Genomic DNA, 25982 nt, shown 5'->3' with positions numbered 1-25982 from the left:
CCGTGATCGACGACGACGCCCTGGCCGCCGGGGCGCCCCTCTCACCCGCCGTGCGTGCCGCCGCGGCGGTGCTCGCCGAAGCGGGCGTGCCGAGTGCCCGCCGTGACGCCGAGCTGCTCCTGGCACACGCGCTGCGGCTGGACCTCAAGCGGCTGCAGCACGCCATGCTGCTCGGTTCCGGCTTGGTCCCCGAGGAGTATTCGGAGCTCGTGAGCCTGCGCGCTCAGCGGATCCCGCTCCAGCACCTGACGGGCGTGGCCTGGTTCCGGGAACTGGAGCTGGCCGTGGGCCCGGGCGTGTTCATTCCCCGCCCGGAGACGGAAGGCGTGGCCGGCTGGGCGATCGACCGCTGCCGGGAGCTCCAGGCCGCCGGCGTCACCGAGCCGCTGGTGGTGGACCTCGGCACCGGATCAGGCGCGATCGCCGCGTCGGTGGCGCACGAGGTGCCGGGCACCCGTGTGCACGCCGTGGAGCTCAGCCCCCTGGCGCACGCCTGGGCCGACCGCAATACCCGGCCGCACGGCGTCGTGCTTCACCTCGGTGACCTGCGCGATGCGCTGCCCGAGCTGAACGGCACCGTGGACGTTCTGGTGTCCAATCCGCCGTACATCCCCAGCGAAGCCGTTCCCCGGGAGCCGGAGGTCGCGGATCACGATCCGGAGATGGCCCTGTACGGCGGGGGCGCGGACGGCATGGAACTTCCGCTGGCCGCCGCGGCCAGCGCGGCACGGCTTCTGCATCCGGGCGGCTTCTTCATCATGGAGCACGCCGAGGTGCAGGCGCCGTGGCTTCTGGCACGGCTGGGCCGGGAAAGCGTCTGGGAGGACGTCCGTACCCACCAGGACCTGAATGGCAAGGACCGCGCCACGTCGGCTCGCAGGGCGGGCTGAGAGCGCGCCGCGAAAAGGATGGGAGAATGTCAGCGTGACTTCGAGCTATGACTGTTCCACGGAGGAAACCCGCTTCGAGGGGATGGCCCACGCCCAGCGCGCCATCTCCGAGCAGCAGTGCATCGTGATCCCCACGGACACCGTGTACGGCATCGCCGCCGACGCCTTCTCCCCGCTGGCCGTGCGCCTGCTGCTGGCCGCCAAGGGCCGCTCCCGGACCATGCCCCCGCCCGTGCTGATCCCGCGTGTGCAGACCATGGACGGGCTGGCCGTGGACGTCAGCGATGACGCGCGCAAGCTGGCGGAGAAGTTCTGGCCCGGCGCCCTGACCCTCATCCTGCACGCGCAGCCGTCCCTCGACTGGGACCTGGGCGAGACCAAGGGCACCGTGGCGCTCCGCGTGCCGGACGACGAGCTGGCCTTGGACATCCTGGCCCGCACCGGCCCGCTGGCCGTCTCGTCCGCCAACCGCACCGGCCAGCCGGCCGCGCAGACCGCGGAGAGCGCCCGCGAACAGCTGGCCGAGTCTGTGGAGGTCTACCTCGACGGAGGCTTCCGGCCTGTTGCGGGGGAGGACCCGGAAGCAGCGGCCCGGCCGTCCACCATCATCGACTGCACCGGAACCCGTGCGCGCATCGTCCGAGAGGGTGCCATCGCGCTGGAGGACCTCCGCGACGTGGTGCCGTCCCTCCTGGCCTTCGGTCAGGAGGAGGCGATGTGGACACCGGAGACTGAATCCGCCGCGGAGTCCGAGGCCGAAGAAGCGGAACAGGCAGAGGAACAGCCCGAGGAACAGCCGGAGGAGCAGCCCGACGCCGGGTCTCCCGCCGCCGGCCCGGCCGGGGACCACTGAGTGGGGAGGGTACGCCTCCCGTTCCTCGATGTCGACGTCACCCCGTTCACCGCGGAGGAGGCGGCCCGGGAGATCGGGCGTCTCGTCGCGACGGGCGATGCGCACACCGTCGTGGGACACAATCTCCACAGCGTGACGCTGTATCACAGCGACCCTGCCTTCGCGGCCTTCTACGACCGCAGCACGGTCATCCTGCTCGACGGCGCGCCGCTCGCCAAGCTCTGGGCGCGCACCTTCAACGGCGGCCAGGGATCGGGTGCTCACCGGGTCGGGTCCGTGGACTGGCTCGCGCGCATCGCCGAGGTGGACGGTCTGGAGCGTATCGCCGTGCTCGGATCGGGTTCTGAAGCCAATACCGGCGCCGTCGCCGAGCTGCGCCGCCGGCTTCCTCAGGCCCGGGTGGAGGGCCGCTCCGGTGAGGGATGGAACGCCGCGGCGGAGGCGGAGGCCAGCGCGTGGCTCCGGGAGTTCGCGCCGCAGCTGGTCCTCACGGGCCTGGGCATGCCCCTTCAGGAACAGGTCATCACGCGCCTGGTGGATCAGGTTCCCGCGGTGCATTGCGCCGTGGGCGGGGCCATCGACCAGGTGGCCGGGATCCAGCGGCTCGCACCGCGATGGATCGGCCGCCTGGGCTTCGAATGGGCCTGGCGTCTGCTCTTCCACCCGCGCCGCGTCGCCTACCGCGTCTTCGTGGAGCCCTGGAAGCTCTTCTTCATCCTCCAGCGCCGCCGGCGGCAGGGAACCGCGACGACCCAGGGGCCGCAGTCGTGACCGCGCGACCCCGTGTGGCCGCCGTCGTCGTCACCTACAACCGTCGCGCTTTGCTGGAAGGCACGCTCCGCGGGCTGCTCGGTGCCTCGGTCCGCCCGGATGCCCTGATCGTGGTGGACAACGCCTCGGATGACGGCACGGCGGAGTTCCTCCGTGACTGGGCGGCCGGAGAAGGCGTCCGGACGAGTGACGGGACCGTGCTGGACCTGGTCCGGCTGGAGACCAACACCGGCGGAGCCGGCGGCTTCGTGGTCGGCATGGAGCGCGCGGTCCAGGACCACGGCGCCGACTACGTCTGGATCATGGACGATGACACGGAGCCGCAGGAGTCCTCGCTCGAGGAGGCCCTCGCAGCCCTGGCGAGGATCCGTGACCGCGGCCTTCCGGCACCGTCGTACCTGGCCAGCCTGGTGCGCTGGAGTGACGGTCGCCCCCACCCCATGAACCGGACCAAGGAGCGGCTGGCGCTGGATTCCGCGTCGCGCTGGACCGCGGAGTCGCTGGGGCTGACCAACATCCGCACGGCCTCCTTCGTGTCGATTTTCGTGTCAGCCGAGGCGATCCGGCGGGACGGACTGCCGATCGCCGACTACTTCATCTGGAACGACGACTTCGAGTTCACCGCGCGCATCACGCGCCGGCACGCGGCCTTCGCGGTGCCGGCCTCGGAGGTCCTGCATCACACCAAGACCTTCGGTGACGCGCAGGCCGATCCGGGGGACCGCTTCTATTACGAGGTCCGGAACAAGCTGTGGGTCTACTTCCGTTCCCCGGCACTCCACTGGTGGGAGCGCGTGCTGTTCCTCGGGGCGTCGGTGCGCAACTGGACGCGCACCGTGGCTCGCTCGCAGCAGCGCTCCCGGCTCCTGAAGGGCCTGCTCCGGGGTGTGAAGGACTCCTTGCGGGCCCCTCGCGCCAACGCCGAGGTCCTGGCCGGTGTCTATCCGCTCCGGGAGATCCCGGCCGGTGTCCGGAAAGCGTCAGCTCCCGCCGGAGAGTGAGCGGATCCCGTCCTCGAAGGACACCGGCGGGGTCCAGGCGAACCCCTCGGCGGTGCCGCTGACCCGGACCTCCAGGTCCTCCGTGAGCCGTTCGGCCTCGGCGCCCTTGCCCACCAGACGCGCGCCCAGGCGCAGCAGGGCCGGCGGGAAGGGCAGGAGCACGGCCCTGCGCCCCGCAGCGGTCCCCAGCGCCCGGCAGAGATCCGCGGTGGAGACCGGACGCGAGTCGGCGGCGAGGATCAGCTGGTACTGCTCGGAGCCGTGGCTCAGGGCGTAAACGATCGCGGAGCAGACATTGCCCACCGCCACCATCGTGCGCCGGTTGCGGATGGAGGCGAGGGGGAGGGGCAGCCCCCGCCGCACGGCGCCCAGGAGCCGCTGCACATTGCCCTTGTTGCCGGGGCCGTAGACCATGGGGATACGGATGCTCACGCCGCGCAGGCGCGAGGAACGGCAGACGGTGGCCAGAGCCTGCTCAGCCTCCCACTTGGACACCCCGTATGGGTCCACGGGCGCAGGCTCATCGCCGGCTGCGAACGGGACCCCCTCGGTGCGCTCCCCGTTGACCTTGATGCTGCTCAGGAACACGAAACTCGTCACGCCCGCCTCGGCGGCGGCCTCGGCCAGACGGCGGGTCAGCTCGGTGTTGACGGCGCGGTGGGCGGCCAGCGGATCGGTGCTGTCCTCCTCCATGCGGTGCACGCGCGCGGCCAGATGCACCACGGCGTCGACGCCGCGGAGCGTGCCGGAGAAATCGGCCGTGCGCTCCAGGTCGCCCGTGGCAGCGGGGTGGGCGCCGTCCAGAGCACGGGCCACGCCGGGGTCCAGGGGGAGCGACCTGACGAGCGCCACCACCTCATGTCCTTCGGCCAGCAGGGCCCGGACCACGTGCCGGCCCACGAATCCGGTGGCTCCGGTGACGGCGACTTTCATGGAGCCCCTCTCGACGGCGTGCGGCCCTGCGAGTTCTTCGCGCCGCCGGGAATTCACAATAGCCGATGCGTGGGGCGCTAAGCTGGATGGGGTATCCGGCACCGCTGCCCGCAGTGTCCCCGTTGTCCATGCCTGGCCGGAGCCGGGGGATATCAGGGCGGGAGAGTCCTCCCCCAGTTGATTTTTCGAGCAAGGTGGCCATTGTCGTACTCCAAGACTGCTGAGAACAGGACCGGCTCCTGGGAATGGATCCAGTTCATCCTGGACGCCTTCTGCTGGTTCCTGGCGATGGGGCTGGCCCTCGTCCTGCGCTATGAGCTTCATGTCGAGTGGGCGCAGTTCCCGGGGCTTCTGGCAGTGACCGGGATCGCCGCGGCCGCACAGCTCATCTTCGGCTACCTGCTGTCCATCTACCGCGGGCGCTACCAGTCGGGTTCCTTCGGCGAGGTGCAGGCGCTGCTGATCGTCACGCTCATCGTCGCCGCCGTCACCACGCTGATCCTCATGGTGGGCTACCGCCAGTTCGACGTCGGACGCAGCGTCGCGCTGATCGCGGCGCCGATCGCGTGCATCGGCATGGCCGGCATCCGGTATCTGCGCCGGCTCTACCGCGAGGCGAAGTCGCGTCCCGGTGACAGCGCCCGGAACACCCTGATCTACGGCGCGGGTTTCGTGGGGAACTCACTGGTCGCCCGCATGATCCAGGATCAGGACTCCCCGTACTACCCGGTCGGCCTGATCGATGACGATCCGGGCAAGAAACATCTGCGCCTTTCGGGTGTCCAGGTCCTGGGCCGGGGCGAGGACATCCGGTCGATCGTGCACCGGACCAAGGCCGAGGTCCTGGTCCTGGCCTTCGCCAATGTGGACAGCGAGCTGGTCACCCGGGTGTCGGACAGCGTGTCCGGGCTCAATGTGCGGGTCCTCGTGCTGCCGCCCCTGAACAAGATGCTCAGCAGCGAAGCCCCGCAGGGTTTCTCCGATTTCCGGGACATCTCGGTGGAGGACCTGATCGGGCGCCGTCCCGTCGACATCCAGGTCGAGAAGATCGCCGGGTACATCTCCGGCCGCCGCGTGATCGTCACGGGCGCCGGCGGTTCCATCGGCAGCGAGTTGTGCCGTCAGATCAGCCAGTTCGGCCCGGCAGAGCTCATCATGCTGGACCATGATGAGACGGCTCTCCAGCACACGCAGATCACCCTGACCGGCCACGGCCTGCTCAACGGGCAGGACACGGTGCTGTGCAGCATCCGGGATCAGGCGGGTCTCGACGCGATCTTCCAGGCCCGCCGGCCGGAGGTGGTCTTCCACGCGGCCGCGCTCAAGCACGCACCCCTGCTGCAGCAGTACCCCGCGGAGGGCTGGAAGACCAATGTCCTCGGCTCGCTCAACGTCCTGCGCGCAGCCCGTGCGGTGGGTGTGAGCCGCTTCGTGAACATCTCCACGGATAAGGCCGCCAATCCCAGCACGGCGCTGGGACACTCCAAGCGGATGGCCGAGCGGCTGACCGCCTGGATGGCCCGGGAGACCGAGCGTCCCTACGTGTCCGTGCGCTTCGGCAACGTCATGGGCAGCCGCGGCTCCATGCTGCCGCTGTTCACCGAGCAGATCCGCGTCGGCGGACCCGTGACGGTGACCCATCGGGACGTCACCCGCTTCTTCATGACCATCCCGGAGGCATGCCAGTTGGTGATCCAGGCCGGAGCCATCGGCCAGGGCGGTGAGGTCATGCTCCTGGACATGGGGCAGCCCGTCAGGATTCTGGATGTGGCCCAGCGGATGATCGCCATGTCCGGCCGGGACGTGGAGATCGTCTTCACCGGGCTGCGCCCCGGCGAGAAGATGCACGAGGAACTCATTGGCGACGGCGAGATCAACGCCACGCGCATCCACCCCAAGATCTCCCAGGCCCTCACGCAGCCGCTGGATCCCGCCGAGCTGGACCTGGCGGAATGGCTGGAGGCCTGCCGCCTCGATGAGGAGAAGCTCGGAACCTCCGGCATCGCGGACGAGGAGTCCGAGGACCCTGTGGATCTCGGACGGGTGGGCTCGTGATCCCCATGCTGCTCACCGCGGCCGTGACGTTCATCGTCGCGCTGCTCGCCCCGTGGGCCGTCAAACCGCTCTTGGTGCGGCTCGGCGTCATCGACGTCCCGACGGCGCGTTCGTCCCATTCCGAGCTCACGCTCCGCGGCATGGGCCTCGCCACCGGCCTGGGCGTGCTGGCCGGGCTCGTCACCGGTGTCCTGACCCAGGCGGTGCACGGGAACCGCTTCCTGGCCCTGGCCGTCGCCGCGTGCGCGCTGGCGGCCGCCGCCCTCGGCTGGATCGAGGACATCCGCGGCCTCTCCATCCGCGTGCGCGCCGGGTCCCAGCTGCTGCTCGGGGTCGTGGTGACCGCGGCCATGATCACCAATCTGCACGTCGCCTGGTGGTGGCTTCCGCTCGGCGTGCTCGCCATCAGCGGGTACATCAACGCGGCCAACTTCATGGACGGGGTGAACGGCATCTCCGGCATCCACGGTCTGGTGGTCGGCGTCCTGTACGCCACCGGCGGCGCCCTCGCCGGACAGCCATGGCTGACCGTCGCCGGTGCCGTGCTGGCCGCCGCCTTCGCCGCCTTCCTCCCGTGGAACCTCGGGCGGGGCAAGGTCTTCCTGGGCGACGTCGGCAGCTATCTGCTGGGCGGGGGCATCGCCGGGATGGCGGTGGCCGGCTTCCTCGCGGGGATCTCCATCGAGTACCTGCTCTCGCCGCTCATGATCTACCTTGCGGACACGGGATACACCCTGGTCCGCCGCTACCGTCAGGGCAAGCGGTGGTACGAATCCCACCGTGAGCACGTGTACCAGCGGTTGACGGACGTCGGTTTCAGCCATGTGGGGGTATCGCTCGTCGTCGGCGGCTGCAGCGCGGTCACGGGCGTCTGCGGCATCCTCTCCGCGGGCGCCCCCCTGGGAGGCGCGCTGATCGCTCAGGGGCTGGCGGTGCTCACGCTGGTGCTCTATCTCGCCCTGCCGTCCCTGGTCCAGCGACGGCGCATCCGGCCTGCCGCCTGAACGCCGGACGTGATCCGGAGCACGAGTAGTTCTATCTCGTGTAGAATTCAAGTTTGACGGGTGTCGATCCCGCCGCATCACTCGCTCTTTCACTCCGTGAGGCTTCCCCATGTCTGCATCCGCACCCCGCCCCGCCAGGGCGCCCCGGGGTCTGCTGAGGATGCCCGCGGACGGTTCCGGTTCCCTCTGGCTCCGGCTCCTGGCGCTCTGTTCGGTGGCTTCAGCCGCGGGCGTGCTGCTCACCGCGATCGTCGCCGGAATGCTCGACGGCGGGCTGGGAATGCTCTCCGTGCTCTGCGGGGGAGCGCTGGTGATGGTCTTCTTCGCGATCTCGCTGCTGGCCGGCCACTATGTGGGCCGGAACAACCCTTCGGGGGCCATCGGGCTGATGGTCGCGCTGTATTTCGTCAAGGTCGTCGTCTTCGGGGTCGCGCTGCTGATCCTCGGCGCGCCGGCCTGGTTGCACGGACGATGGTTTGTTACGGCCGCGGTGGTCGCCGTGATCCTGTGGCAGATTGCTGAACTTTACGGTTTCTCCCGGGCGCGGCTGCTGGTGTTCCATGCGCCGGAACAGGCCCGTGACGACCGTACGGACCGGGAAGAAGGGCGCTGACGTGGCAAAAGAACCGCGCCGGCGGACCGGTGCCGAACCGGAAGAATCCGGGGATGGCGGATATAACGCGGGGATGGCTGTTTTCAGCTACATCATCGGCGGAATCCTGGTCTGGAGTTTGATAGGGTGGGGACTGGATTCACTGTGGGGAACCCACTGGCTGGTACTCGCCGGAGCACTACTCGGTGCCAGTGGTGGTTTTTATCTCGCCCAGAAGCACGGCTTCTTCAAACACCAGGCTGAGAACCCCGGGAAACCCCGCAAGCCTTCAGAATAATTTCACATGGGGGAGAGCCGCTCGCCGAGCGTTGACGCCCCAGCCATATGCCCAACGATGGACACACTGCAGAGAGGAAACGCGTTGTTCGCGCTTACGCTCCCCGCTCAGGACTCGGGTTCTTTCAACCCGCCTGGTATTGAAGAAATGCATCTCCCGGCGATCCTGCCCTGGGGTGCAGCGGACGGCTTCTCCAAGCAGATGCTCCTGGTGATCCTCTCCGTGGTCATCATTGCGGCCTTCTTCGTGGCAGCGGCCCGCAAGGGCCAGCTCGTCCCGGGCAAGCTCCAGTTCGCCGGTGAGTCCGCCTACGGCTTCGTCCGTAACGGCATCGCCAAGGACATCATCGGCGGCAACGACTTCATCAAGTACGTCCCGCTGCTGTTCAGCCTCTTCTTCTTCATCCTGGTGAACAACATCTACGGCGCCGTCCCGGTGCTCCAGCTCCCGTCCTTCTCCCACGTGGGCGGCGCCTACGTGCTGGCGGCACTGGTCTACTTCACCTGGATCGTGATCGGCGTCAAGAAGAACGGCCTGAAGTACTTCAAGCTCGCCGTGGTTCCGTCCGGCGTGCCGTGGTACATCCTGCCGATCGTCATCCCGATCGAGATCATCTCCAACTTCGTGGTCCGTCCCGTCACGCACAGCCTCCGTCTGTTCGCGACCATGCTGGCCGGCCACCTCATCGTCATGATCGCCGGCTCCGGCATCGACTTCCTGCTCGCGCAGGAGAACTGGCTGCTCAAGGGCACCTCGGTCCTGGTCCTGGCCGGCGCCGTGGCGATGTACATGCTGGAGGCCCTGATCATGGTCCTGCAGGCCTACGTGTTCACGCTGCTGACCGCCATCTACATTGAGGGCGCTCTCCACGCGGACAGCCACTAAAGACTTTTTCCACGAGTTCCCCTCTCGGGGAAAGCGCAACCCCGTAACAGCCGCTCCGCGGCGACTGAAAGGAAAACCATGAACGGCGACATCAACGGCTCCCTTAACCTCATCGGCTACGGCCTGTCCGCCATCGGCGGTGGTATCGGTGTGGGTCTCGTCTTCGCGGCCTACATCAACGGTGTGGCTCGTCAGCCGGAGGCTCAGCGCGTGCTGCAGCCGATCGCGTTCCTCGGCCTGGCCCTGACCGAAGCTCTCGCCATCCTCGGCCTGGTCTTCGCGTTCGTTCTGAAGTAAACCTTCAGCCCAACGCCAAACCAGTTACGAGTAGATAGGACGGGTGAATATGGATCAGCTGATTCTCGCATCGGGCGAATCGTCAGCCCCTAACCCTCTCGTGCCCAACATCACCGAGATGATCGTGGTGTTGCTCGGTTTCCTGGTCCTGCTCTTCATCGTGGTCAAGTTCGTTGTCCCGATGTTCGAGAAGACCTTCGCCGAGCGTGCAGAGGCAATTGAGGGCGGCATCGCCAAGGCCGAAAAGGCCCAGGCTGAGGCCACCGCCGCGCTGGAAGAGTACAAGCAGCAGCTGACGGATGCCCGCACGGAAGCCAACCGCATTCGCGAAGAGGCCCGTGCCGAAGGCGCCCAGATTCTTGCTGAGCTCAAGGAGAAGGCAGCCGCCGAGGCTGCGCGCCTCACCGAGCAGGCCCACGCACAGATCGAGGCCGAGCGCCAGGCCGCCGTCGTCTCCCTCCGCAGCGAAGTCGGCAGCCTTGCCACCACGCTGGCCGGTCGGATCGTCGGTGAGTCCCTGGAGGATGACGCACGCGCCGGTCGCGTCGTCGACCGCTTCCTGGCCGATCTGGAGACCCAGAGCGCAGGTGTAGCACAGTAATGGCAGGTGTATCGAGCGAATCGCTGAAGGCGGCGCTGGCAGAGGTCGAGCCCCGGCTCTCCACTGCTCCGCTGTCCCTGGCAAACGAGCTTTTCGGAATCCTCGGGACGCTTGACGGCTCTGCCGGTCTGCGCCGGGCCCTGACCGATCCTTCCCGCACGGCGGAGGAGAAGTCCGGACTGATCCGCGGAATCCTGGCCGGCAAGGTTTCGGCCGACGCCGAGCAGATCGCCGCCTCGCTGGCGGCCTCTCGCTGGGCCGACGCCCGTGACATCGGCGATGCGCTCGAAACCATTGCCGCCACCGTGGCGATCGCCGTCGCAGAGTCCAAGGGTGCTGCCGCCGGCGGCGGCGCATCCGGGCTCGAGACCCTGGAGAACGATCTGTTCGCCTTCAACACGGTGGTCGCCTCGAGCCACGAGCTGCAGAGCGCGCTCGTGGATCCGGCAGCTGACCCGCAGAGGAAAGCCGAGCTTGCCCTCAAGCTCGTCCCGAACGCGAGCGAAGAGGCACAGCTTCTCATCCGTCAGGCCGTCGTCGCCCCGCGTGGCGTCAAGCCGGTCAAGCTGGTGGAACGCTTCGCAGAGTTGGCAGCCAAGCGCCAGGAGCGCTGGATCGCCACGGCGGAAGTGACCCGTGCCCTCACCGGTGAGCAGTTCAACCGCCTGCAGGCGGGCCTGAACGCGCTTTACGGCCGGGACTTGAAGGTCAACGTCGCCGTGGAGCCCACGCTCATCGGCGGCATCCGCGTCAAGGTCGGGGACGAAGTGGTTGACGCTTCCGTGCTGACCAAACTCGGCGAACTGCGCCGCAAGCTTGCCAGCTGAGCCAGGCAAGCAACTTTTCACAGAACACCAGGTCATCGTGAGCAGCGATGATCACGAAACAGGAGAGCAGGGACTGCAGATGGCCGAATTGACCATCAACGCCGACGACGTCCGCAATGCCTTGAACGACTTCGCGGCATCGTACGAGCCCGGCAACGCCGAGCGTGTCGAGGTCGGTCGCGTGACCGCCGCCAGCGACGGTATCGCCCGTGTCGAGGGTCTTCCCTCCGTCATGGCGAACGAGCTGCTTCGCTTCGAGGACGGCACTCTGGGCCTGGCCCAGAACCTTGACGTCCGCGAGATCGGTGTGATCGTGCTCGGTGACTTCACCGGCATCGAAGAGGGCCAGGAAGTGCACCGCACCGGCCAGATCCTTTCCGTGCCGGTGGGCGACGGCTTCCTCGGCCGCGTCGTGGATCCGCTGGGCCAGCCCATCGACGATCTGGGCGAGATCAGGTCCGAGGGCACCCGTGCCCTCGAGCTGCAGGCGCCGGGCGTGACCCAGCGCAAGTCGGTCCACGAGCCGATGCAGACCGGCCTGAAGGCCATCGACGCCATGATCCCGATCGGCCGTGGCCAGCGTCAGCTGATCATCGGTGACCGCCAGACGGGTAAGACCGCCATCGCGGTGGACACCATCATCAACCAGAAGGCCAACTGGGAGTCCGGCGACGTCACCAAGCAGGTCCGCTGCATCTATGTCGCCATCGGTCAGAAGGCGTCCACCATCGCGGCCGTGCGCCAGACCCTCGAGGAGAAGGGCGCCCTGGAGTACACCACGATCGTGGCCTCCCCGGCTTCCGATCCGGCCGGCTTCAAGTACCTGGCACCGTACGCGGGCTCCGCGATCGGCCAGCACTGGATGTACGGCGGCAAGCACGTCCTCATCATCTTCGATGACCTGTCCAAGCAGGCCGAGGCCTACCGTGCAGTGTCCCTGCTCCTCCGCCGCCCGCCGGGACGTGAAGCCTACCCGGGTGACGTGTTCTACCTGCACTCCCGCCTCCTGGAGCGTTGTGCCAAGCTCTCCGATGAGCTGGGTGCCGGTTCCATGACCGGTCTGCCGATCATCGAGACCAAGGCCAACGACGTCTCGGCCTACATCCCGACGAACGTCATCTCCATCACCGACGGCCAGATCTTCCTGCAGTCGGACCTCTTCAACGCCAACCAGCGTCCGGCCGTCGACGTGGGCATCTCGGTGTCCCGCGTGGGTGGTTCCGCTCAGGTCAAGGCCATGAAGAAGGTCTCCGGCACCTTGAAGCTGGACCTGGCCCAGTACCGCGACATGCAGGCGTTCGCCATGTTCGCCTCCGACCTGGATGCGGCTTCCCGCCAGCAGCTGACCCGTGGTGCCCGCCTCATGGAGCTGCTGAAGCAGGGCCAGTACCAGCCGTTCCCGGTGGAGGACCAGGTCGTCTCGATCTGGGCCGGCACCAACGGCTACCTGGACGACGTTCCGGTTGAGGACATCAACCGCTTCGAGGCCGAGTTCCTGGAGCACCTGCGTCACAAGTCCTCCATCCTGACCACGATCGGTCAGACCAACCTGCTGGAGAACGACACCGTCGAGGCTCTGAAGACGGCCATCACCGACTTCAAGAAGGGCTTCTTCGGCGAGGGCGACAGCCGTCTGGTCGGCGCCGGCCACGAAGAGCACGAGGCCATCTCGGGCGAGTCCGTGGACCAGGAAAAGATCGTCAAGCAGAAGCGCTAAAGGCGCATGATCCGGGGCCGTCCGGTGACGGACGGCCCCGGATCACCGCACCGGAGCCGTGGATCCGCAAGATCCTAAGAAAGGACAAGTATGGGAGCCCAGATCCGGGTCTACCGCCAGAAGATCGCCTCGACCACGTCGATGCGCAAGATCTTCAAGGCGATGGAGCTGATCGCCACCTCTCGCATCGGTAAGGCGCGCGCTCGTGTGGCTGCATCGCAGCCGTACGCCCACGCCATCACCCGTGCCGTTTCTGCCGTCGCCAGCCAGAGCCAGGTGGATCACCCGCTGACCACCGAGCCCACCCAGGTGCGCCGCGCCGCCGTCGTCGTCATGACGGCCGACCGTGGCCTCGCGGGTTCCTACTCGGCGAGCGTGCTCAAGCAGGCCGAAGGCCTGATCGAGCTGCTCCACAGCGAAGGCAAGGAAGTCAAGACCTACCTGGTGGGTCGCAAGGCACAGGCCTACTTCGACTTCCGTTCCCGCGCTTACACCCGAGTGTGGACCGGCGGCACCGATGCTCCGGAGTACTCCACCGCTCAGGAGATCAGCAAGGTCATCCTCGAGGACTTCGCCACGGACTTCGCGGAGGGCGGTGTGGAGGAGATCCACGTCGTGTACACGCGCTTCAAGTCCATGGTGACGCAGGAGCCCACCGTGGTCCGTCTCCTCCCGCTGGAGGTCGTGGAAGAGGAGGAGACTCCGGCGACGGAGCTGCTGCCGCTCTACGAGTTCGAGCCGGAGACCGAGCAGGTGCTGGACGCTCTGCTGCCGCGCTACATCGAATCCCGCATCTTCGCGGCGATGCTGCAGGCAGCCGCCTCCGAGCTGGCCGCCCGCCAGCGTGCCATGAAGTCGGCAGGCGACAACGCGACCGAGCTGATCAAGAAGTACACGCGACTGCGCAACACGGCCCGTCAGGCCGAGATCACGCAGGAGCTCACCGAGATCGTGGCAGGTGCGGACGCCCTCGCGTCCTGACCCTGCCGGCGATCCGGCGCAGCCTTCGCGGCTGTACCACCGTTTAGACTTAACACACGCCATCTACTGAGTGAAGTGAGAGAGATGACTGCCACCGCATCCGAGCACGCTGCAACCGCGGCCGGCGCCACCGGTCGTATTGCCCGCGTCATTGGGCCGGTTGTCGACGTCGAGTTCCCGGCCGACGCCATCCCGGAAATCTACAACGCCCTGACCACTGAGGTCACCCTCAATGGTGAGACCAAGACCATCACCTTTGAGACCTCGCAGCACCTGGGCGACAACCTGGTGCGCGCCATCTCCCTGCAGGCCACCGACGGACTGGTCCGCGGCACCCAGGTGAAGGACTCCGGTTCCCCGATCTCCGTGCCCGTGGGCGACGGCGTCAAGGGCCACATCTTCAACGTGCTGGGCAAGCCGCTGGACGTTGCCGAGTCGGAGATCCAGGCCGCTGACTACTGGCCGATCCACCGCAAGGCTCCGAGCTTCGCCAGCCTTGAGGGTTCCACCGAGATGCTGGAGACCGGCATCAAGGTCATCGACCTCCTCACCCCGTACATCAAGGGTGGCAAGATCGGCCTGTTCGGCGGCGCCGGCGTGGGCAAGACCGTGCTCATCCAGGAGATGATCACCCGTGTGGCCCGCAACTTCGGTGGCACCTCCGTGTTCGCCGGTGTCGGTGAGCGCACCCGTGAGGGCAACGACCTCTGGGTTGAAATGGAAGAGGCCGGCGTTCTGAAGGACACCGCCCTCGTGTTCGGCCAGATGGATGAGCCGCCGGGAACGCGTCTGCGCGTGGCCCTGTCCGCGCTGACCATGGCGGAGTACTTCCGCGATGTGCAGAACCAGGACGTGCTGCTCTTCATCGACAACATCTTCCGCTTCACCCAGGCCGGGTCCGAGGTGTCGACCCTGCTGGGCCGCATGCCTTCCGCCGTGGGTTACCAGCCGAACCTGGCCGATGAGATGGGTCTCCTCCAGGAGCGCATCACCTCGACCAAGGGCCACTCCATCACCTCGATGCAGGCCATCTACGTCCCGGCTGATGACTACACCGACCCGGCTCCGGCGACCACCTTCGCCCACCTGGATGCCACCACGGAACTTTCCCGTGAAATCGCGTCCCGTGGCCTGTACCCGGCCGTGGACCCGCTGACCTCCACCTCGCGAATCCTGGATCCGCAGTACATCGGTCAGGACCACTACAACACCGCGGTGCGCGTCAAGCAGATCCTCCAGAAGAACAAGGAACTGCAGGACATCATCGCCATCCTCGGTGTGGACGAGCTCTCCGAAGAGGACAAGATCGTCGTGGCCCGTGCCCGTCGCATCCAGCAGTTCCTCTCCCAGAACACCTACACCGCCAAGCAGTTCACCGGCGTTGAGGGTTCCACCGTGTCCATCAAGGACACCATCGAGGGCTTCCAGGCCATCTGCAACGGCGACGTGGACCACATCGCTGAGCAGGCGTTCTTCAACGTCGGTGGCATGGACGACGTCGAGCGCCAGTGGGCCAAGATCCAGTCTGAGACCCGCTGATCATGGCTGAACTGGACGTTGAGATCGTGGCGGCGGACCACTTCGTGTGGTCCGGCGCGGCCAAGGTGGTCAACGCCCGCACCAGCGATGGAGCCATCGGCGTCCTCCCCGGCCACTCGCCGCTCCTGGCGATCCTGGCCGAGGGGGAGCTGTCCATCGAGCCGGTGACGGGCACCCGTATCCACGTGACCGTGGACGGTGGCTTCTTCTCCGTGGACAATGACCGAGTGGTGATCGTGGCTGACAATGCTCAGCTGAACGATTCCGTCGCGGCGTAGGGCTCGAGCAGTCCGCGCCAGATGGGCGATTCCGTAGTCGTCACCCTGGGCATCGCAGCGATCGTTGTGATCATCCTCGGTGCCCTGTGCCTGGTGGGGGTGCGCCGCATCAATCTGCGGCGCGCCCTGGGCACCATCGACGCCTCCATCTGCCTGGCCACCGGCCAGTGGCAGATGGGGGTTTGTCGTTTCCAGGGGGCGGAGCTGGAATGGTTCAGGATGTTCTCCCTGAGCCCCACACCGCGCTACAGCTTCGAGCGGAACAAGCTGGAGCTCATCCAGCGCCGTGAACCCCGCGAGGGGGAAGCGTCCCGGATCCAGCCCGGCACCGTGGTGGTGGAGCTGAACTACGCGGGCGAGGAACTGCTGCTCGCCATGCGCTTCGATGAGTACACGGGCCTGTCCTCCTGGCTGGAGGCGGGGCCGCGGCCCGGGCTGAACCGCCTGGACTGATGCACGGCTTTTCCAACTGGTCGGGTCTATCTGTCGCCTTGAACTACTCAAAGCGACAGATAGACCCGACCAGTTGGTTAAGGCGGCTCAGACGAGCCAGCGGCCCTCTCGCATGACGCGCGCCAGCTGCAGGCCGGCGTCGAGCACCACGACGTCGGCGCGCAGGCCGCGGCGGAGGCTGCCCACCTCGTCGTCCAGGCCGAGGACGTCGGCGGGGACCGCGGTCGCGGAGCGGACCGCGTCCTCCAGGGAGACCCCTGCGGCGACGGTGCGCTGCACCACCTGCAGGAGGGTGGCCGTGCCGCCCGCGATGGATCCGGTGGCGTCCAGGGTGGCGACGCCGCCGTCGACGGTCACCGGGGAGGGGCCCAGCATGTAGCGCCCGTCGCTCAGCCCCGCGGCCGCCATGGAGTCGGTGACCAGCAGGACGTTCGCGGCGCCCACCAGGGTGAAGACCGTGAGCGTTGTGCGGGGGTCCAGGTGGGTGTTGTCGGCGATGAGTTCGACGGCGGCCTGGCCTGCCTGGGCGGCGCGGAGGCACGCCGTGATGGGGCCGGGGGAGCGGTGGTGGATGGGCGGCATGCCGTTGAACAGATGCGTGACCGTGGGACGGCTCGCCGAGCCGTCGAAGCCTCCCTCGGAGAGACCGTCGCGTGCGGCGGCCAGGGACGCGGCGGCCGTGGCGTCATCCGAATCGGTGTGGCCGAGGGACGGCACCACGCCGTGCATGGTGAGCAGGTCCACGAGTTCGGCGGCACCCGGGAGCTCCGGCGCGTAGGTCATGGTGCGCAGCTGGCCGCCCGCGGCCAGGATGAGTTCCTCGGCGAATTCCAGGTCCGGGTTCAGGAGATATGCCGGGTTCTGGGCGCCGCAGCGGGCCTCGGAGAGGAACGGGCCCTCCAGGTGGATGCCGGAGAGCAGGCCTTCCTCGCTGAGCCGCACGTACAGTTCGATGCCCCTGAGCAGATCCTCACGTGAGGCCGTCACCATGCTGGCCAGCAGGCTGGTGGTGCCGGCACGGTGCAGGAAGTCGATGGCGGTGCGTGCGGAGTCCTCCTGGCCGGAGGGGAAGTCACCGCCGTTGCCGCCGTGGCAGTGGATGTCCACCAGACCGGGGATCAGGACGGCGTCCTCCGGGAGCGGCGTGGCCTCGACGCCGTCGAAGCCGGCCTCGTGGAAGGTCGATGCGGCACCCGCATAGACGATGCGGCCGTCCGCGATGGCGACGAGCCCGTCGGTGACGCTTTCGCCGTCGGAGACGATGCGTCCGCGCAGGATGGTGCGGTGGTCCTCAGGGGAGACGGTGGGGTCCAGAGACATGCCTTGAGTCTACGGGCAGGCGGCCCGGTGCGCCCATGGTCGAAGCCTAGAACAGCCGGCTCTCCGCGTCGTCCACGCCGCGCATGGCGTCGTAGTCCAGGGTGACGCAGTCGATGCCGCGGTCCTGGGCGAGGACACGGGCCTGGGGCTTGATCTGCTGGGCTGCGAAGATGCCGCGCACCGGGGCCAGGACGGGGTCCCGGTTGAGGAGTTCCAGGTAGCGCGTGAGCTGCTCGACGCCGTCGATGTCGCCGCGGCGCTTGAGCTCGACGGCGACCGTGGCGCCGTCGGCGTCGCGGGCCAGAATGTCCACGGGGCCGATCGCCGTGAAGTACTCGCGGCGGATCAGGCTGTAGCCGGTGCCGAGCAGCTCGATCTGCTCTGCCAGCAGGCGCTGCAGATCGGCCTCCACGCCGTCCTTGATGAGGCCGGGGTCCGTGCCCAGGTCATGCGAGGTGTCGTGGAAGACCTCGTGGATGTTCACGATCAGGCGGTCGTCGGTCTTGGCGGACTGGACCACCCACTGTTCGCTCACCCCGGTCTCCAGATCGGCGTCCTCGGGGGCCTGCACCCGCACCGTGGCGGGAGGGCTCATCCAGTTCAGGGGCTTGTAGGAGCCACCGTCCGAATGGACCAGGACGGAGCCGTCCGCCTTCACCATGAGCAGCCGCTTGGCCAGGGGGAGGTGGGCCTTGAGCCGGCCGACATAGTCCACGGAACACTGAGCAATCACCAAACGCACGCAGAGAACTCTACCGGGAGCACCTGGCAGAATGGACCCATGCCCCGCAGTAACCGCCCCCGCCGCCGCAGTGCCGCCGGCCCATCCGGGGCGGCCAAGCAAGGGCGGCTGGAGAATCCGGACCTGGAGCTGGACCGGGCCCGCATCGGCATCGACCGCCGTGAAGTGGCCCCGGACGGGGTCTGGGTGGTCAGGACCATGACCGCGCTACGGGCCGGCAAGGACTACACCTGCCCCGGTTGCCACCGCCTCATCCCTCCCGGAATGTCCCACGTGGTCGTGTGGGAGGAGGACCACATCTTCGGCCAGGCCGCAGGGATCTCCGAGCGCCGCCACTGGCACACCCGCTGCTGGACCGGGCGCACCTACCGCTACCGCTGACTTAGGCTTTTCTCCATGACTGCTGTGCCCGCCGCCTTCGATCCGGCCGATCCCTCGACCCTTCAGTTCACGGACTCCGCGGAACCCCGCGCCATCCGCGCGTCGAGCGTTCTGCCCGCGCTCCGCGAGAACATCGAGCTGCACACCGAGGACGGCCTGACCCTGTACGGCGAGCTGGCGCTTCCCGCCGAGGGCCCCGTGCGGGCCACGCTCATCACTCTGCACCCGCTGCCCACCCATGGCGGCTTCATGGATTCGCACGTCTACCGCAAGGCCTCCTACCGCCTTCCTGCACTGGCCGGCGTCGCGGTGCTCCGCTTCAACACGCGCGGCACCTCCAGCCCGCGCGGCACCAGCGACGGCGAGTTCGACGGCGGCGCGGCGGAACGGTACGACGTCGAGGCGGCCGTCCGCTTCGCCGTCGAACGCGGCCTTCCGCACCTCTGGCTGATCGGCTGGTCCTTCGGCACGGAGCTGGTGCTCCGCTACGGGAGCACCAGCCCGGTGGCCGAGGAGATCGACGGCGCGATCCTCCTCTCGCCTCCGCTGCACCGCGCCGGCGACGACGAACTCCGCCGTTGGGGGAGCACCGAGCTGCCGCTCACGGTCCTGGTCCCGGAACACGATGACTACCTTCAGCCCGAGGAGGCGCGCGAGCGTTTCTCCCTGGTGCCGGAAGCCGAACTCATCGGCGTGGACGGCGCCAAGCACCTCTGGGTCGGCGAGAAATACGTGCAGCGCATCCTGAACGAGGTCACGCGCCTGATCACGCCGGACGTCGAACGGCCCCTGCCGGACGCCTGGACCGGCCCCATGGCGCAGGGCCAGTAACGGCCCCGGCGCTACTTCCTGTCCTGGGCGGTGACCAGGACCTCCTTGATGAGGAGCATGATCGCCGCGGCGGTGGGGATGGCGATCAGCGCGCCGAGCACGCCCAGGAGGCTGCCGCCGGCGATCACGGAGATCACGGCCACCGAGCCGGGCACGGACACCGCCTTCTGCATGATGCGCGGCGAGACGAAGTACGCCTCGAACTGCAGATACGCGAAGTAGCAGATCGCATAGATCAGGGCGGTCTGCCAGCCGGCCGTGAGGGCCACGAGCGTCACCAGGATCCCGGCGATCATGCCGCCCACCAGCGGGATGAACGCGAGCAGCGCCACCACGAAGGCGAGCAGGACCGAGAACGGGACCTTCACGATCGACATGACGATGAAGGCGAAGGTGGCGTTCAGGAGGGCCACGCAGACCTGGCCGATCACGTAGTTGCCCACGGACCGCGTGATCTCCTCGGACAGCTCCTCGACCCGGCCCCGGCGGGACTTCGGCGCCAGACGATAGGCGAAGGCCTTCATGGACGGCAGGGCTGCCAGGAAGTACAGCGTCAGCACCAGTACGATCAGCGCACCGAACAGGCCGTTGGCCAGCGAGGTGCCGAAACCGACGATGCCCCCGAAGAGGCCTCCCACGGCGCTGGAGTCCTTAATGAACTTCTGGACCTCGCCCGTCGCCCAGTCCTTGAGGCCGAACTGGGCGTTGAGGTTGTTGTAGAAGTCGGAATTCAGGAAGTCGCTGATCCAGACGGGGCCCTGCGTGATGATCTGGTTGACCTGATCCACCACGGTGGGGATGAGCGTGGCGAAGAACGCCCCGATCACGGCGAGCAAGGCCAGCAGCACCAGGACGATGCCGGCAGGACGCGGGATCTTCCGGGCTTCCAGGGTCCGCACCACGGGGTCGAGGCCCAGGGCGATGAACAGCGCGCCCACGATCCAGAGCAGGAGCTGGGTGTTGTGGCTGGCCACATAGAACAGCAGGAGCGCGAGCCCCACACCAGCGGTGAGCATGAAGCCGAGCACGACGGGGCGTTGCAGCACCACCTGGCCAGCCGGCCGGGGGGCGGCGGCCGCGCCGTCGTCGCCGTGGCCTTCCTCGTGCAGGACGAAGTGCGTGCGCGGCAGCGCGCCCGGGACCGGTTTCCGCCATTTGTCCAGGCCGTCCCTCATCCGGCCGAGGAGACCGTGCGAGCCGGCTTCTTCGCCGCTCTCCGGGTGCTCCTTCGCAGGGTTTTCAGAGGTGGAATCCTCGGGAGAGGAGGCCGTCGGCTCCTGGCCGTTCGGCGGGGTGTCCTGGTGCGGCTCGGTCATGGGCTCTCCCTTGGCTTTTCTGGCGGACGAGGCGGGCTCGCGACGCTCTTCACAGTATCAGCGGAGGCCTTTCCAGCCTGCTTTTAGGCCCACCGGATACGATGGAGGGGACCGTGACCCCAACGTGAGGTGCATTTGTGCGTGTGAAGTCAGCGATCGCCGTCTTCGTCCTGGGGCTTTTGGCCCTGTTTGTCGGTATCGGCCAGAGAACCTTCTGGGCCCCACCGGAGACGGTGAGTGTGACCGTTCCCGCCTCGGTGCAGGACGCCCCCCTGACCGTCGTCGCCCCGTCCTTCGCCGGCTTCGGCGGCAAGGCCGTGACCGTCGATGTGAAGGGCGAGGGGACGTTCACGGTGGCCACCGGCCGGCCCGACGACGTCGACGCCTGGGTGGGCAAGACCGCCCACAACACCGTTCAGGGACTGAACGCGGACAAGACCGCGCTCGACGTCCAGCACAGCGACGGGGACGCCACGTCCCCGAACCCCGCCGAGGCGGATCTCTGGGCCACCACCCAGGCCGGCAACGGTGATCTCAGCTTCAAGTGGAACGCCCCGGCCTCCGGCGACTGGTCGCTCCTGATCGCCTCGGATGGCAGCAAGCCCGCGCCGAAGCAGATCGAATTCACGTTCGCGAACCAGGCGACCTCCCCGTGGAGCATCCCCCTGATCGTGCTGGGCGGACTGCTCATGCTCGGCGCCCTCCTCTTCATCTTCCTGTTCGGCAAGGGCGGCACGGGCGGTAAGACCGCCGTCGCCGGTCCGTCCACCGGCGCCCCGGAGTCTTCCCACGAGGCCTCCGACGGCGAGGCCTCCGACGACGGCGGGAAGCCGTCCGCTTTCCTCCGCCGTCCCGCCACGGCCGGAGTGACGGCGCTGGTCTTGGGTGTCTCGGCGCTGGGCGGTCTGGCCGGCGTCGCGCCTGCTCACGCGGACAGCACCCCCAGCCCGTCCTCCTCCGACAGCGCCTCAGCCTCTGACAGTGCACCGGCCACCGGGGATGCCCAGAGCGGCGTCCCCGTGCTCACCGCCCCGCAGCTCGCCCGCATCCTGAACCGCACGGCGGACGCGATCACGAGCGCCGACGCCGCCCGGAACGCCAAGGACCTCGGCTCCCGCGCCTCAGGTGACGCCCTGACCATCCGCACCCAGAACTACAAGATCCAGGCCGCCGTCAAGGACGCCGCGGCAGTGGCGCCGGTGAGCTCGGACAACGTCCTGGCACACGCCGTGACGAATGACCGCTCCTGGCCACGAACGGTGCTGGCCGTGACCCAGGGTGCCAAGAACCCGACCCCGGTCATCCTGACGCTCCAGCAGGCCTCGGCCCGGGAGAACTACAAGCTGGTCACTTCGGCCTACTTGCTGCCGACCCAGACCTTCCCGGTCATGGGCAAGGATTCCGCGCCCACCCAGGCCGAATCGGATGCCAATGGCCTGACCGTCAGCCCTGATGACGCGTTCAAGTCGCTCACGGCGCGGCTCAAGGACGCCAAGAGCGCCGACGGCGCCAAGTTCGCGGATGGCTCCTTCTTCCAGGAGACCGAGTCGTTCAAGACCGATCTTCTGGCCGCGAAGGACAACAAGGCCGGCCTGGTCCCGCAGTTCGACGTTCAGCTCATCGGCCAGCCCAAGGTGACCTTCAAGGCCGCTGACGGCAGTGCGCTCTCCGTCGCGGACCTCAAGTTCACCGTGGTGATCCCGCAGAAGAACAGCGGAGACATCGTGACGCTGGACCCCCGGATCGCCGCCCTGACCGGCGAGCAGAAGTCGGAGAAGAAGGTCACCCAGACCTTCATCGTTTCCGCCGTCGTCCGGATCCCCCGGGCAGGCTCCGCCGACAAGCTCACGCTCATCGGCGCGGACCGTTACCTGACGGCCGCGAGCCTGGGCTGACCCGCCGATCCCGCTCCCATCCCACTCCCTAGGAGGACCGTTGCCGCAGGCAGCTCAGAACCCGTTCGATTCCCTGGCCAGCCTCCGGGGGGCCGTGGACCTCTCAGGCCTGCGTGCCCGGGCACAGGCACCGCAGGCCCCCGCCGGTGTGCCTGCGGGCGAATCCGGGGAGCAGGCGGCGCCCGGGGCGTACCGGGCGGACGTCACGGAGGCGAACTTCCAGGAAGTCGTGGAGCTCTCCGTGCAGGTTCCCGTCATCCTGGCATTGTGGGCAGGGTATTCCCCGGAGTCCCAGCGCGTGCTGGGACTCGTGGAGGAGCAGGTGAACCGCCAGGATGGTGCCATGGTCCTCGGGGCCGTGGACGTGGAGGGGTTCCCCCAGATCATGCAGGCCATGCAGATCAGCGGGGTTCCGGCCGCCGTGGCCGTGCTCAAGGGCCAGCCCGTGCCGCTCTTCCAGGGCCCGGTGGAGGAGGATCACCTCACGGCCCTGTTCGCCGAGCTCCTGCAGCTCGCCCAGGCCAACGGCGTCACCGGCCGGCTCGGCAGTGCCCCCGGCGGCACCGCCGAGACCGAACAGCCGCTGCCGCCTCTGCACCAGGAAGCACTGGACGCCATCGACGCGGGTGACTACGCCGGCGCCGAGCGCGCCTACCGCAAGGCACTCGATGAGCAGCCCGCCGACGCGGACGCCAAGGCGGGCCTTGCCCAGGTGGGCCTCCTGCAGCGGCTCGACGGCCTGAACGCCGACGACGCCCAGAGCCTCCGCGAGCAGGCAGCCGCCCTGCCCGACGACGTCGACGTCCAGCTCAGCCTGGCCGATCTGGACGTCTCGGGCGGGCACGTCGAGGACGCTTTCGCGCGCATCGTCGCGTTCATCGGTGGGCACTTCGGGCCCGAGCGGGAGACCGCCCGGGTCCGGCTGCTGGAGCTGTTCGAGGTGGTCGGGATCAAGGACCCGCGCGTGGCGGCGGCCCGGCAGGCCCTGGCGCGCGTGCTGTTCTGACATTGTGCCGCTCCTGACCTGAAGGATGATGGAATCCCAGGTCAGGACCGAAAAATCGTCCTGAAGTAGCATCCCGCCGCGCGGTGGCCCGTACTAGCGTGGCAGCATGACTCATTCGCAGCCGGATGCCTTCCCAGCCACCGCGGGGGACGCTCCTCGGCCACCCGCCGGAATGCCCGCCGTCGCGCTCCGCGGCCTGGCCAAGCGCTTCGACGAGAAGATCGCCGTGGACGGGATCAGCCTGGACGTCCCGGTGGGGTCGTTCTTCGGCCTGGTGGGGCCGAACGGCGCGGGCAAGACCACCACGCTCTCCATGGCGACGGGCTTGCTGCGCCCGGACTTCGGGACCGCGCACATCCTGGGCGTGGACATGTGGCAGGATCCGCTGCACGCCAAGAAGCTCCTGGGCACCCTGCCGGACGGGGTGCGGCTGTTCGACCGGCTGAGCGGCGAACAGCTCATCACCTATGCGGGCCTGCTCCGCGGCATGGACCGGGTCACGGTGGCCGAGCGGGCCAAGGATCTCCTGGCGGCGCTGGACCTCACCGCGGACGCCGGAAACCTGGTGGTGGACTACTCCGCCGGTATGACCAAGAAGATCGCCCTCGCCTCGGCGCTGGTCCACGCCCCGCGCGTGCTGGTCCTGGATGAACCGTTCGAAGCCGTGGACCCCGTGTCCTCCGCGAACATCACGGACATCCTCAAGGGGTTCGTGGCCTCCGGCGGCACGGTCATCATCTCCAGCCACGTCATGGATCTGGTCCAGAGGCTCTGTGACCATGTGGCCATCGTGGCCGGCGGCCGGCTGCTCGCGGCCGGCACGGTCGAGCAGGTCAGGGGCGGCATGAGCCTGGAGGAACGTTTCATGAGCCTGGTGGGCGGGCGTCACGAGGGGGAGGGGCTTTCGTGGTTGCGACACTCCTGAGGCTCAAGCTCCAGATCCTGGGCAACGGGTTCCGCCGGAGCCCCTGGCAGATCGTGGGCCTGGCCATCGGCGGGCTCTACGGGCTTGGTGTGCTGGTGTTCATGCTGATCGGGCTGATCCTTCTGCGCGGTGCTGACACGGAGCTGGCGCGCACCATCCTGGTGCTGGCGGGTTCGGCCGCGGTACTCGGCTGGGCCTTGATCCCCATCATCGCCTCCGGGATCGACATGACCCTGGACCCGCAGCGCTTCGCGGCGTTCGGCATCCCGCAGCGCACGCTCATGACGGGCATGGCGCTCGCAGGCCTGGTGGGCATCCCCGGTGCCCTGACCGCGATCCTGAGCCTGGCGACCGTGATCCCATGGTGGCGCTCCCCGCAGGAAATCGCGGCCGCCCTGATCGGCGCTCTACTCGGGCTGGCCGGCTGTCTGCTCTACTCCCGCTGTGCCGCCGCCTGGGGGACCAATCTGGCGGCGTCGCGCCGTTTCCGGGAGATCGGCATGGTCCTGCTGATCGTGCCGATCATGTTCATCGGGCCGGTGGTCTCGACCACCGTGCAGGGATTCCGGCACGCGTCCGGAGATCTCTCGGCCCTGGCGTCCGCTCTGTCCTGGACGCCGTTCGGTGCTCCCTGGGCGCTGCCTGCCGACGTAGCCGTGGGGGACTACGCCGGCGCAGCGCTCAGGGTCGTGATCGCGCTGGCCGCGCTGGCTGTGGTCATGTGGCTGTGGAACATGGCCATGGTGCGTGCCATGGTCAACCCGCCGCGTGTCACCGGGGGCAAACGCAGCGCCGGCAAGCTCGGCTTCTTCAACGTGTTCCCGGCCACGCCCACGGGTGCCGTGGCCGCACGCACCGCCAGCTACTGGTTTCGGGACCCCCGCTACATGGGTTCGCTCCTGGTGGTCCCGTTGCTGCCGGTGGTGCTGTACCTGAACGCATCCCGGCAGGGGCATTACGACCTCCTGCTGATCGTAGGACCGCTGGTCGCCTTCCTGCTCGCCTGGAGCATCAGCAGCGACGTCTCGTACGACAACACGGCGTTCGCCCTGCACATCGCCACGGGAGTGTCCGGGAAGGCCGACCGCTGGGGCCGCGTCATCGGCTGCTGCGTCCTGGCCGTTCCGGCCGTCCTGGTCCTGACGCTCGGATCCCTGGCCATCAGCCATCGCTGGGATTTGCTGCCCGGGATGGCCGGGACGTGTGCGGGAGTGCTGATGACGGGGATGGGTCTGGCCTCAGTGCTCTCCGCCCGCTACGTCACGCCCGTTCCGAAGCCGGGTGAGAGCCCGTTCAAGAAGCCGCCGGGTGGGCAGGGCCTGACCCTGGCCGTCCAGGGCCTGGGCATGCTGGTGCTGCTGGTCCTCTGCCTCCCGCAGGGTGGCCTGATGATCGCGGAAGTCATCACCGGGAACCACGTCCTGGGCTGGATCAACCTGGTGGCTGGCCCGCTGATCGGGGCGGTCCTGCTGTGGCTGGGTGTGCGGATCGGAGGCCGGGACATTGAGCGCCGGGGTCCCGAGTTGTTAGCGCAATTGATCAAAAACGGCTGATTTCACTCAGATTCTATCGTTTTTTGCGGCCGGACTGT

At 68.0% G+C, this 25982-nt stretch carries 27 protein-coding genes; 23 read left to right on the top strand and 4 right to left on the bottom strand.

The genetic code is table 11. The features are described 5' to 3' along the window. Positions 1-2: 2 nt before the first annotated feature. The 4 genes from prmC to Q9R02_RS14625 are packed head-to-tail and all read left to right on the top strand — an operon-like array spanning position 3 to position 3515. Entirely contained in the window at positions 3-890 is an 888-nt protein-coding gene (gene prmC, locus Q9R02_RS14640) for a peptide chain release factor N(5)-glutamine methyltransferase (protein ID WP_305997442.1), read from the top strand. A 34-nt stretch (positions 891-924) separates the two neighbouring features. Then, positions 925-1743 carry an L-threonylcarbamoyladenylate synthase gene (locus Q9R02_RS14635; protein ID WP_305997441.1) on the top strand — a complete coding sequence of 273 codons (819 nt, stop codon included), beginning with the start codon at positions 925-927 and terminating at the stop codon, positions 1741-1743. After that, the gene (locus tag Q9R02_RS14630; protein WP_305997440.1) at positions 1744-2514 is read left to right on the top strand and encodes a WecB/TagA/CpsF family glycosyltransferase; all 771 of its coding nucleotides are present in this window, start codon (positions 1744-1746) and stop codon (positions 2512-2514) included. Continuing rightward, positions 2511-3515: a glycosyltransferase gene (locus Q9R02_RS14625; protein WP_305997439.1), complete on the top strand. Its 1005-nt coding sequence runs from the start codon at positions 2511-2513 to the stop codon at positions 3513-3515. Before Q9R02_RS14630 ends, Q9R02_RS14625 begins: the two co-directional genes overlap by 4 nt. On the opposite strand, the gene Q9R02_RS14620 is transcribed toward Q9R02_RS14625, so the two are convergent. Next, positions 3495-4448, bottom strand: coding sequence for an NAD-dependent epimerase/dehydratase family protein (locus tag Q9R02_RS14620; RefSeq protein ID WP_305997438.1), 954 nt, complete (start codon positions 4446-4448; stop codon positions 3495-3497). The genes Q9R02_RS14625 and Q9R02_RS14620 overlap by 21 nt on opposite strands. Positions 4449-4649: 201 nt before the next feature. On the opposite strand from Q9R02_RS14620, the gene Q9R02_RS14615 reads away from it, so the two are divergent. From Q9R02_RS14615 to Q9R02_RS14555, 13 genes are all read left to right on the top strand, one after another. Continuing rightward, entirely contained in the window at positions 4650-6503 is a 1854-nt protein-coding gene (locus tag Q9R02_RS14615) for a nucleoside-diphosphate sugar epimerase/dehydratase (protein ID WP_305997437.1), read from the top strand. Between the two features lie 5 nt (positions 6504-6508). Next, positions 6509-7507: an MraY family glycosyltransferase gene (locus tag Q9R02_RS14610; protein ID WP_305997465.1), complete on the top strand. Its 999-nt coding sequence runs from the start codon at positions 6509-6511 to the stop codon at positions 7505-7507. Positions 7508-7616: 109 nt separating this feature from the next. Then, positions 7617-8120: a Cg1360 family ATP-synthase-associated protein gene (locus tag Q9R02_RS14605; protein ID WP_305997436.1), complete on the top strand. Its 504-nt coding sequence runs from the start codon at positions 7617-7619 to the stop codon at positions 8118-8120. Position 8121: 1 nt separating this feature from the next. Next, positions 8122-8397 carry an AtpZ/AtpI family protein gene (locus tag Q9R02_RS14600; RefSeq protein WP_305997435.1) on the top strand — a complete coding sequence of 92 codons (276 nt, stop codon included), beginning with the start codon at positions 8122-8124 and terminating at the stop codon, positions 8395-8397. An 84-nt stretch (positions 8398-8481) separates the two neighbouring features. Next, positions 8482-9282 (top strand): F0F1 ATP synthase subunit A, encoded by an 801-nt coding sequence (atpB, locus tag Q9R02_RS14595; protein ID WP_305997434.1) that lies wholly within the window; start codon positions 8482-8484, stop codon positions 9280-9282. Positions 9283-9360: 78 nt separating this feature from the next. Further along, positions 9361-9579 carry an ATP synthase F0 subunit C gene (gene atpE / locus Q9R02_RS14590; protein ID WP_028264751.1) on the top strand — a complete coding sequence of 73 codons (219 nt, stop codon included), beginning with the start codon at positions 9361-9363 and terminating at the stop codon, positions 9577-9579. Between the two features lie 49 nt (positions 9580-9628). Continuing rightward, positions 9629-10180, top strand: coding sequence for a F0F1 ATP synthase subunit B (locus Q9R02_RS14585; RefSeq protein ID WP_305997433.1), 552 nt, complete (start codon positions 9629-9631; stop codon positions 10178-10180). After that, the gene (locus Q9R02_RS14580) at positions 10180-11007 is read left to right on the top strand and encodes a F0F1 ATP synthase subunit delta (protein ID WP_305997432.1); all 828 of its coding nucleotides are present in this window, start codon (positions 10180-10182) and stop codon (positions 11005-11007) included. The genes Q9R02_RS14585 and Q9R02_RS14580 overlap by 1 nt, the downstream gene beginning before the upstream one ends. 79 nt (positions 11008-11086) lie before the next feature. After that, on the top strand, positions 11087-12724 hold the full coding sequence (gene atpA, locus Q9R02_RS14575; protein ID WP_305997464.1) for a F0F1 ATP synthase subunit alpha: 1638 nt from the start codon (positions 11087-11089) through the stop codon (positions 12722-12724). A 90-nt stretch (positions 12725-12814) separates the two neighbouring features. Continuing rightward, a complete protein-coding gene (locus Q9R02_RS14570) occupies positions 12815-13705 on the top strand; it encodes a F0F1 ATP synthase subunit gamma (protein ID WP_305997431.1) in 891 nt (296 codons plus the stop codon). A gap of 84 nt (positions 13706-13789) precedes the next feature. Next, on the top strand, positions 13790-15244 hold the full coding sequence (gene atpD, locus Q9R02_RS14565) for a F0F1 ATP synthase subunit beta (protein WP_305997430.1): 1455 nt from the start codon (positions 13790-13792) through the stop codon (positions 15242-15244). A 2-nt stretch (positions 15245-15246) separates the two neighbouring features. Continuing rightward, the gene (locus Q9R02_RS14560; RefSeq protein WP_305997429.1) at positions 15247-15522 is read left to right on the top strand and encodes a F0F1 ATP synthase subunit epsilon; all 276 of its coding nucleotides are present in this window, start codon (positions 15247-15249) and stop codon (positions 15520-15522) included. 21 nt (positions 15523-15543) lie between these two features. After that, entirely contained in the window at positions 15544-15975 is a 432-nt protein-coding gene (locus tag Q9R02_RS14555; protein ID WP_305997428.1) for a DUF2550 domain-containing protein, read from the top strand. Positions 15976-16062: 87 nt separating this feature from the next. Here the strand turns inward: Q9R02_RS14555 and Q9R02_RS14550 are convergent, their stop codons facing one another. Further along, entirely contained in the window at positions 16063-17295 is a 1233-nt protein-coding gene (locus Q9R02_RS14550) for an N-acetylglucosamine-6-phosphate deacetylase (protein WP_305997427.1), read from the bottom strand. 46 nt (positions 17296-17341) lie between these two features. Then, entirely contained in the window at positions 17342-18037 is a 696-nt protein-coding gene (gene nucS, locus Q9R02_RS14545; RefSeq protein WP_305997426.1) for an endonuclease NucS, read from the bottom strand. 39 nt (positions 18038-18076) lie between these two features. On the opposite strand from nucS, the gene Q9R02_RS14540 reads away from it, so the two are divergent. Next, entirely contained in the window at positions 18077-18418 is a 342-nt protein-coding gene (locus Q9R02_RS14540; protein ID WP_305997425.1) for an Rv1322 family protein, read from the top strand. 15 nt (positions 18419-18433) lie between these two features. Further along, entirely contained in the window at positions 18434-19249 is an 816-nt protein-coding gene (locus Q9R02_RS14535; protein ID WP_305997424.1) for an alpha/beta hydrolase, read from the top strand. Between the two features lie 11 nt (positions 19250-19260). Here the strand turns inward: Q9R02_RS14535 and Q9R02_RS14530 are convergent, their stop codons facing one another. Continuing rightward, positions 19261-20565 (bottom strand): AI-2E family transporter, encoded by a 1305-nt coding sequence (locus tag Q9R02_RS14530; protein WP_305997423.1) that lies wholly within the window; start codon positions 20563-20565, stop codon positions 19261-19263. 137 nt (positions 20566-20702) lie between these two features. On the opposite strand from Q9R02_RS14530, the gene Q9R02_RS14525 reads away from it, so the two are divergent. From Q9R02_RS14525 to Q9R02_RS14510, 4 genes are all read left to right on the top strand, one after another. Next, complete coding sequence (locus Q9R02_RS14525; protein WP_305997422.1) at positions 20703-22460, top strand: hypothetical protein; 1758 nt, start codon at positions 20703-20705, stop codon at positions 22458-22460. Between the two features lie 40 nt (positions 22461-22500). Beyond that, on the top strand, positions 22501-23466 hold the full coding sequence (locus Q9R02_RS14520; RefSeq protein ID WP_305997421.1) for a tetratricopeptide repeat protein: 966 nt from the start codon (positions 22501-22503) through the stop codon (positions 23464-23466). Positions 23467-23572: 106 nt separating this feature from the next. Then, positions 23573-24391 carry an ABC transporter ATP-binding protein gene (locus tag Q9R02_RS14515; protein ID WP_425279286.1) on the top strand — a complete coding sequence of 273 codons (819 nt, stop codon included), beginning with the start codon at positions 23573-23575 and terminating at the stop codon, positions 24389-24391. Further along, positions 24373-25944 (top strand): transporter, encoded by a 1572-nt coding sequence (locus Q9R02_RS14510; protein WP_305997420.1) that lies wholly within the window; start codon positions 24373-24375, stop codon positions 25942-25944. Before Q9R02_RS14515 ends, Q9R02_RS14510 begins: the two co-directional genes overlap by 19 nt. The last annotated feature ends 38 nt before the right edge of the window (positions 25945-25982 follow it).

The organism is Arthrobacter horti (assembly GCF_030731045.1).
GTDB lineage: Bacteria > Actinomycetota > Actinomycetes > Actinomycetales > Micrococcaceae > Arthrobacter_E > Arthrobacter_E nanjingensis.
The sequence above is the reverse complement of the archived record's forward strand: the minus strand, read 5'-3'. Positions and strand labels throughout refer to the sequence as shown.

What these genes read in the sequence shown, in the direction of transcription:
- Q9R02_RS14620 (WP_305997438.1), bottom strand. Translation starts at nt 4,448, where the DNA reads ATGAAAGTCGCCGTCACCGGAGCCACCGGATTCGTGGGCCGGCACGTG.
- Q9R02_RS14610 (WP_305997465.1), top strand. Translation starts at nt 6,509, where the DNA reads ATGCTGCTCACCGCGGCCGTGACGTTCATCGTCGCGCTGCTCGCCCCG.
- Q9R02_RS14605 (WP_305997436.1), top strand. Translation starts at nt 7,617, where the DNA reads ATGTCTGCATCCGCACCCCGCCCCGCCAGGGCGCCCCGGGGTCTGCTG.
- atpE (WP_028264751.1), top strand. Translation starts at nt 9,361, where the DNA reads ATGAACGGCGACATCAACGGCTCCCTTAACCTCATCGGCTACGGCCTG.
- Q9R02_RS14585 (WP_305997433.1), top strand. Translation starts at nt 9,629, where the DNA reads ATGGATCAGCTGATTCTCGCATCGGGCGAATCGTCAGCCCCTAACCCT.
- Q9R02_RS14580 (WP_305997432.1), top strand. Translation starts at nt 10,180, where the DNA reads ATGGCAGGTGTATCGAGCGAATCGCTGAAGGCGGCGCTGGCAGAGGTC.
- atpA (WP_305997464.1), top strand. Translation starts at nt 11,087, where the DNA reads ATGGCCGAATTGACCATCAACGCCGACGACGTCCGCAATGCCTTGAAC.
- Q9R02_RS14570 (WP_305997431.1), top strand. Translation starts at nt 12,815, where the DNA reads ATGGGAGCCCAGATCCGGGTCTACCGCCAGAAGATCGCCTCGACCACG.
- atpD (WP_305997430.1), top strand. Translation starts at nt 13,790, where the DNA reads ATGACTGCCACCGCATCCGAGCACGCTGCAACCGCGGCCGGCGCCACC.
- Q9R02_RS14560 (WP_305997429.1), top strand. Translation starts at nt 15,247, where the DNA reads ATGGCTGAACTGGACGTTGAGATCGTGGCGGCGGACCACTTCGTGTGG.
- Q9R02_RS14555 (WP_305997428.1), top strand. Translation starts at nt 15,544, where the DNA reads ATGGGCGATTCCGTAGTCGTCACCCTGGGCATCGCAGCGATCGTTGTG.
- Q9R02_RS14550 (WP_305997427.1), bottom strand. Translation starts at nt 17,295, where the DNA reads ATGTCTCTGGACCCCACCGTCTCCCCTGAGGACCACCGCACCATCCTG.
- Q9R02_RS14540 (WP_305997425.1), top strand. Translation starts at nt 18,077, where the DNA reads ATGCCCCGCAGTAACCGCCCCCGCCGCCGCAGTGCCGCCGGCCCATCC.
- Q9R02_RS14535 (WP_305997424.1), top strand. Translation starts at nt 18,434, where the DNA reads ATGACTGCTGTGCCCGCCGCCTTCGATCCGGCCGATCCCTCGACCCTT.
- Q9R02_RS14530 (WP_305997423.1), bottom strand. Translation starts at nt 20,565, where the DNA reads ATGACCGAGCCGCACCAGGACACCCCGCCGAACGGCCAGGAGCCGACG.
- Q9R02_RS14515 (WP_425279286.1), top strand. Translation starts at nt 23,573, where the DNA reads ATGACTCATTCGCAGCCGGATGCCTTCCCAGCCACCGCGGGGGACGCT.